Consider the following 7217-nt stretch of genomic DNA (forward strand, 5'->3'; position numbering starts at 1 on the left):
TTGTGTCTAAATTTTCAGATATTTTATGTAGCAAATAATTGCTAAATATCTAAAAAATGATAAAATAGTAACTAACTAATATTAGGAGGAATTACATTTGGCTAAAGCTTATAAAAACTATGTGAACGGCGAGTGGAAACTTTCAGATGAGAGTATTGCAATCTATGCTCCTGCGACTGGTGAGGAGTTGGGGACAGTTCCTGCCATGACAACTGAAGAAGTTGATTATGTTTATGCGTCTGCTCGTAAAGCGCTTCCGAAATGGAGAGCTCTTTCTTACGTTGAGCGTGCTGCTTATCTTCACAAAGCAGCGGATATCTTAGAGCGTGATGCTGAAAAAATCGGTGCAGTCTTATCTAAAGAAATTGCTAAGGGCTATAAATCAGCAGTAGGTGAGGTTATCCGTACTGCTGAGATTATTCATTATGCTGCTGAGGAAGGACTTCGTATGGAAGGTGAAGTTCTTGAGGGTGGTAGTTTTGAAGCGGCTAGCAAAAATAAAATTGCCATTGTACGTCGTGAGCCAGTAGGTCTTGTACTTGCTATCTCACCATTTAACTACCCAATTAACTTGGCAGGTTCTAAGATTGCTCCAGCGCTTATTTCAGGAAACGTTGTTGCCCTTAAGCCACCAACACAAGGCTCTATTTCAGGTTTGCTTTTGGCAGAAGCTTTTGTAGAAGCTGGTATTCCTGCTGGTGTCTTCAATACGATTACAGGTCGTGGTTCAGTGATTGGGGATTATATTGTTGAGCATGAGGCAGTTAATTTCATTAACTTCACAGGTTCAACACCAGTTGGTGAGCGTATCGGTAAATTGGCAGGTATGCGCCCAATCATGCTTGAGTTAGGTGGTAAGGACTCTGCTATTGTTCTTGAAGATGCTGATATTGAGTTGGCTGCTAAAAATATCGTAGCTGGGGCATTTGGCTATTCAGGACAACGTTGTACTGCCGTTAAGCGTGTACTTGTTATGGAATCAGTGGCAGATGAGTTGGTAGAAAACATTTGTCAAAAAGTGCTTGATTTAACAATTGGGATGCCAGAAGATGACACAGATATTACACCATTGATTGATAAGAAGGCTGCTGACTTTGTAGAAGGTCTTGTCAATGATGCGAGTGAAAAAGGTGCAACTGCCCTTACTGAGATTAAACGCGAAGATAATCTTATCTGTCCTGTTCTTTTTGATAAGGTGACAACAGATATGCGTCTAGCTTGGGAAGAGCCATTTGGTCCTGTTCTTCCAGTTATTCGTGTGAAATCTGTGGAAGAAGCCGTTGAGATTTCAAATAAATCTGAATATGGTCTTCAAGCGTCTATCTTCACCAACAACTTCCCATTAGCCTTTAAAGTAGCTGGTGAGCTAGAGGTTGGAACTGTGCACATCAACAACAAAACACAACGTGGTACAGATAACTTCCCGTTCTTGGGAGCTAAGAAGTCTGGCGCTGGTGTACAAGGTGTGAAGTACTCTATCGAAGCGATGACAAGTGTTAAATCTGTTGTATTTGACATTGCAAAATAAGCTTTTTAGAGAGCTTTGGTTTACCAAAGCTCTTTTTGTTTTGCATTAAAAAGATTTTTAAGTCTTTACATAAAATGGTAGTGGTTTAGGGGGAAAATATGCTACAATAGAAATATTACTGTAACGGGAGATAAGTATGAAGCTTCAAGCTAATAGTGAACAATTACAAGGAACGATTCGTGTTCCAGGTGATAAATCAATTAGTCATCGTGCCATTATGTTTGGTAGTATCGCGACAGGTGACACTAAGGTTTATGATATTTTGCGTGGCGAAGATGTCCTCTCAACCATGCAAGCTTTTCGTGATATGGGAGTGGTGATTGAAGATGACGGTAAGACCGTGACGATCCAAGGTATTGGTTTTGATGGTTTAAAGGCCCCTAAAAAGGCACTTAATATGGGAAATTCTGGGACCTCTATTCGTTTGATAGCGGGCTTGTTAGCAGGACAAGATTTTGAGGTAGAGATGTATGGTGATGACAGTCTGTCAAAGCGTCCCATGGATCGCATTACCCTACCTTTGCAGCAAATGGGTGTCACCATATCAGGTCAGACAGAGCGTGATTTACCACCCCTTAAAATGCGAGGTAGTCAGTCTTTAAAGCCTATTAATTATCATTTACCAGTCGCTTCTGCACAAGTGAAGTCTGCTCTCATCTTTGCTGCCTTGCAAGCACAGGGGGAGTCAGTACTTGTCGAAAAAGAAAAAACACGCAATCATACTGAAGATATGATTAAACAGTTTGGTGGAGAGATTGCCATCAAGGGTAAGGAAATTCGTATCTCAGGTGGTCAAGTGTTTCAAGGGCAGGAAGTGACTGTTCCAGGTGACATTTCTAGTGCAGCCTTTTGGCTAGTAGCAGGTCTAATTGTCCCAAATAGCAACATTAGGCTAGAAAATGTCGGTATCAATGAAACACGTACAGGTATCATTGATGTTATTAAAGCTATGGGAGGTAAGATTAGCCTATCGGATATTGATGAAGTCGCTAAAGCAGCCACCATAAGGGTTGAAACATCAGAGTTACATGGTGTCGAGATTGCAGGTGATATTATTCCACGTCTTATTGATGAGTTGCCTATTATTGCGCTTCTTGCGACTCAGGCACAAGGAGAGACAGTCATTCGTGACGCTGAGGAGTTGAGAGTCAAAGAAACAGACCGTATCCAAGTGGTTGCTGATGTGCTAAATAGTATGGGAGCTGATATTGTAGCGACAGCAGATGGGATGATTATCAAAGGTAAAACACCTCTTCATGGCGCTAAAATCAATACTTTTGGTGACCATCGTATCGGGATGATGGCTGCCATTGCTGCACAAGTCGCTCAAGATGGAGACGTTGAGATTGAAAGAGCGGAGGCTATCAATACGAGTTATCCGACTTTCTTTAGTGATTTGGAGGCGTTACGACATGGCTAAAGTATTGATTGGGTTTATGGGAGCGGGTAAATCAACGATTGCTGAATTACTAGACTCAGATTACATTGATATGGATAGTGTCATTGCGGAGCGAATTGGGATGAGTATTGCTGATTTTTTTGCTAGCAAAGGTGAAGAGGCTTTTCGGCAGATCGAATCACAAGTGCTAGAGGAGTTATTAGAGAGCAATCATGTCATCTCTACAGGTGGTGGCGTTGTTGTTAGTGAGAAAAATCGCCGTTTATTAGCTAAACACGGTGAGACTGTCTATCTAAAGGCTCCTTTTGAGACTCTCTATGAGCGTATTGGCGCAGATACGAGCAATGTCCGCCCTTTATTTGTCAATAACAGCAAAGCTGATTTTAAAGCTATCTTTGAAGGACGACAAGACTGGTACGAAGAAGCATCTAATATCGTTGTTGATGTAGCTGATAAAAGTCCAGAAGCGATCATTGAGGTTTTGCGATGAAAGTGGCTTATTTAGGACCGTATGGGTCATTTACACATCTTGTGGCTAGTAAAAGTTTTACTAAAGATGAGCTCATCGCGTTTCCAAGTATCACTGAGGTGATGAAAGCTTATGAGGAGCATCAAGTGGATTACGCCATTATTCCTGTGGAGAATTCTATTGAGGGGTCTGTTCACGAAAGTTTAGATTATCTTTTTCATCAAGCTGATATTAGTGCGGTTGCTGAGGTTATTCAACCCATCAAACAGCAATTATTAGCGACGAAGCGAGATAAACCTATTGACAAAATTCTCTCACATCCTCAAGCGATTGCACAGGCTAAACGCTACATCAAAGACCATTACCCTAAGGCTCTTTTAGAGACAACTACTAGCACTGCTTATGCAGCGCGCTTTGTATCTGAACATCCTAATGAGCCTCTAGCAGCTATTGCTCCTTTACAGGCAGCAAAGACCTATCATTTAGAAGTTGTTGCCAAGGATATTCAAGAAATTGATGAAAATTACACACGCTTTTGGATTTTGGGAGATAGTCAACCTAGTATCAGTTTAGAAAAAGAAAAACAGAAAATGACGTTAGCTTTGACGCTTCCTGATAATCTGCCAGGCGCTCTCTATAAAGCCTTGTCAGTCTTTGCTTGGAGAGGCATTGATTTGACTAAGATTGAGAGTCGCCCTTTAAAAACAGTTTTAGGTGAATATTTTTTCATTATTGATCTTCTGGTTGAAGATAAGCACTTAGTGGGATATGCCTTAGAAGAATTGGCGACGGTTGGTATCCGTCCTAAGATTTTAGGAGAATATCATATCTACCACCTATAACATTTTTATGCAGGAATACTAAATGACAAATCGAACTAATGGACTGACGCATCACGAGCAGCTTCGTTATCATTATTTATTGCAAAATTTACAATATCTCAATGAAACAGAGCGTAGAGAGTTTAATTACCTTCATCAAAAAAGTCAAACGAGAGAGCCTAGTCAGTTTGTAGCGCAGACTGAGAAGCCTCAAGAAGAGAAAACGCCTATTTTTCATGACCCAGCGTTTGATAAGCTAGATACTCTAGAAGAGCTTCCTCTTTATCCCCATCAGCCACGTGAGAGTAAGAAGAGATCACGAGAAGATAGAGAAAACAAAAGGCACTCAAAACCTTCCTCACCTAAAAAACGTAAAGGGATTAAACGCGTTTTTTTAGGGCTCATAGCGGTTTTTCTGGCTTGTGTCTTAGGGATGTTAGTGATGTTTTTTAGAGGGATGTCAGATGTTGGTGGAAATGGTTCTGATTATCAAGCAGCCGTTACAGAGTATTTTGATGGTCAAGAAACGTCTGACGGCACCAATATTCTTGTGCTTGGTAGCGATCAACGAGTGACACAGGGATCAACAGATGCTAGGACAGACACCATTATGGTTGTTAATGTCAACAATAGTTCTGGTAAAGTCAAGTTAGTTAGCTTTATGCGGGATACCTTGGTGAATATTCCTGATTATAGTGTCGGCGATTATACTGATATCAAGTTAAATACGGCTTTTAATCTAGGGGAGCAAGATAATAGCCAAGGAGCAGAGTATATCCGACAAGTCTTAAAACATAATTTTGATATTGATATCAAATACTATGTTATGGTAGATTTTGAGACATTTGCAGAGGCTATCAATACCATGTTTCCTAATGGTGTGGAGATAGACGCACGATTTGGGACAGTAGATGGTCAAAAAGTATCATCTGTTGAAGTACCAGATGATTTGATGGCAAAAGATGGTGTTGTACCTAATCAAACGATTACGGTGGGTAAGCAACGCATGGACGGACGGACACTCTTAAATTATGCTCGTTTTCGGAAAGATGATGACGGTGATTTTGGTCGTACTCAGCGTCAACAACAAGTCATGTCTGCTATCGTTTCTCAAGTTAAAGATCCAACGAAGCTCTTTACAGGAGCTGCGGCAGTCGGCAAGGTGTTTGCGATAACATCGACTAATATCTCTTATTCTTTCTTGCTATCTCATGCTATTTCTATCTTATCCGATGCTCAAAAAGGCGTCGAACAAGTCACCATACCAAATGAAGGGGATTGGATCGACACGATGGATATGTATGGTGGAGCTGGTCTTGATATTGATTTTGAGAAATATCAGGGAGTCTTATCAGATATGGGTCTACGTTAGTGCTTTTATGGTATAATAAAGTAAATGGAGCGTATGCTCCTTTTTCAATGATGTCAAATAGAGAGTTGAGAGTATATGAAAAAAAATGATATAATTCAGGCAACAATTACAGACCTTAGTCATGATGGTCTAGGGGTTGCTAAGTTAGATGGTTTAGTAATTTTTGTGGACAATGCTCTGCCAGAAGAAGTAGTTGACTTGCGTATTTTAAAGGTGACAAAGAGGTTTGCTTATGCTAAAGTTGAGCGCTATATCACTAAGTCAGAAGATCGTGTGGATGATTTGGATCGAGCGTATCTACGCAGTGGTATTGCTGATCTGGGGCATATGACTTATGAAAAACAGCTCCTATTTAAACGTCAGCAAGTGGAAAATGTCCTCAGAAAAACAGCGAAATTAGAGGCTGTGTCTGTCAATGACACTCTTGGCCTGCCCCACCCTTACGCTTATCGTAATAAGGCTCAAGTGCCTGTTAGGCGTGTCAATGGTCAACTAGAGATTGGTTTTTTTAGAAAAGGCTCTCACGATTTACTCCCTTTAGAAGATTTTTTGATTCAAGATAAGGAGATTGATCGCTTACTGCTTTTTGTCCGTGATTTGCTACGTCGCTACGACGTTAAACCATATGATGAGGCGACCAAGTCAGGCTTAATCAGGCATTTAGTGGTTAGACGAGGTTTCTATATAGGGGAGATGATGTTGGTCTTGGTGACGACACGTCCTAAAATCTTTCGTTTAGAAGCGATGATTGAAAAGCTTAGAGCTGCTTTTCCACAATTGGTCTCTATCGTGCAAAATATCAATGACAAGGATACCAATGCTATTTTTGGCCCAGAATTTAAGACATGCTACGGTAGAGACTATATCGTGGATGAGATGTTAGGCAAACGTTACGAGATTTCAGCCCAGTCCTTTTACCAAGTCAACACGCAGATGGCAGAGCTATTGTATGAGACAGCTATTGCGTTTTCAGAGTTAAATCAAGATGATGTCGTTATTGATGCTTATTCGGGTATTGGGACCATAGGGCTTTCATTTGCAGACAAGGTCAAAGCGGTGTATGGTGTCGAAGTTGTCGAGCAGGCGGTCTATGATGCCAAGAAAAATGCTCAGTTAAATCACATAACCAATGCGCACTATGTAGCAGATAGTGCTGAGCGAGCAATGGCAAATTGGCAAAAAGACGGCGTTCAAGCCAATGTGATTTTTGTTGATCCACCACGTAAAGGATTGACCGAAAGCTTTATCAAAGCAAGCGTTCGCATGGAACCAACTAAAATAACCTATATCTCATGTAACCCAGCCACCATGGCACGTGATGTTGCCCTATATGAGAACTTAGGATACAAACTCACCAAAGTCCAACCTGTTGATCTTTTCCCGCAAACGCATCACGTGGAGTGTGTAGCTCTGCTCGTAAAAGCCTAGAAACCTTTGAGTGATAGGGTAATGGAAAAACTTGATTATGAAGCGTACCCCCAAAGTTAGATAGAAAATCTAACTTTTGGGGGTTATTTTTATGAAATTGGCTTATAGCCCAAGGAGAGACTTTATAGTTAAATGAAATAAAAGTAGTACATTTATGGTATAATGTATTTATGGCATATTCATTAGATTTTCGTAAAAAA

6 protein-coding genes are annotated in these 7217 nt (G+C 40.7%); all 6 read left to right on the forward strand.

All coding sequences use genetic code 11. The annotated features are described in order from the left end of the window. The first annotated feature begins 97 nt into the window (after positions 1 to 97). The 6 genes from ACLN19_RS04250 (at position 98) to rlmD (ending at position 7017) form a co-directional block, all read left to right on the forward strand. Positions 98 to 1528 (forward strand): NADP-dependent glyceraldehyde-3-phosphate dehydrogenase, encoded by a 1431-nt coding sequence (locus tag ACLN19_RS04250; RefSeq protein WP_413383625.1) that lies wholly within the window; start codon positions 98 to 100, stop codon positions 1526 to 1528. A gap of 136 nt (positions 1529 to 1664) precedes the next feature. After that, entirely contained in the window at positions 1665 to 2948 is a 1284-nt protein-coding gene (aroA, locus tag ACLN19_RS04255) for a 3-phosphoshikimate 1-carboxyvinyltransferase (RefSeq protein WP_413383627.1), read from the forward strand. After that, positions 2941 to 3417, forward strand: a complete 477-nt coding sequence (locus tag ACLN19_RS04260; RefSeq protein ID WP_413383628.1) for a shikimate kinase — start codon at positions 2941 to 2943, stop codon at positions 3415 to 3417. The genes aroA and ACLN19_RS04260 overlap by 8 nt, the downstream gene beginning before the upstream one ends. Then, positions 3414 to 4238, forward strand: a complete 825-nt coding sequence (pheA, locus tag ACLN19_RS04265) for a prephenate dehydratase (RefSeq protein WP_413383630.1) — start codon at positions 3414 to 3416, stop codon at positions 4236 to 4238. The genes ACLN19_RS04260 and pheA overlap by 4 nt, the downstream gene beginning before the upstream one ends. Before the next feature lie 22 nt (positions 4239 to 4260). Continuing rightward, positions 4261 to 5589, forward strand: a complete 1329-nt coding sequence (locus ACLN19_RS04270; RefSeq protein ID WP_413383633.1) for an LCP family protein — start codon at positions 4261 to 4263, stop codon at positions 5587 to 5589. Positions 5590 to 5664: 75 nt separating this feature from the next. Then, entirely contained in the window at positions 5665 to 7017 is a 1353-nt protein-coding gene (gene rlmD, locus ACLN19_RS04275; protein WP_413383635.1) for a 23S rRNA (uracil(1939)-C(5))-methyltransferase RlmD, read from the forward strand. Positions 7018 to 7217: the final 200 nt, after the last annotated feature.

The sequence above is a fragment of the Streptococcus lishijunsis genome (assembly GCF_047290665.1).
Classification (GTDB): Bacteria; Bacillota; Bacilli; order Lactobacillales; family Streptococcaceae; genus Streptococcus.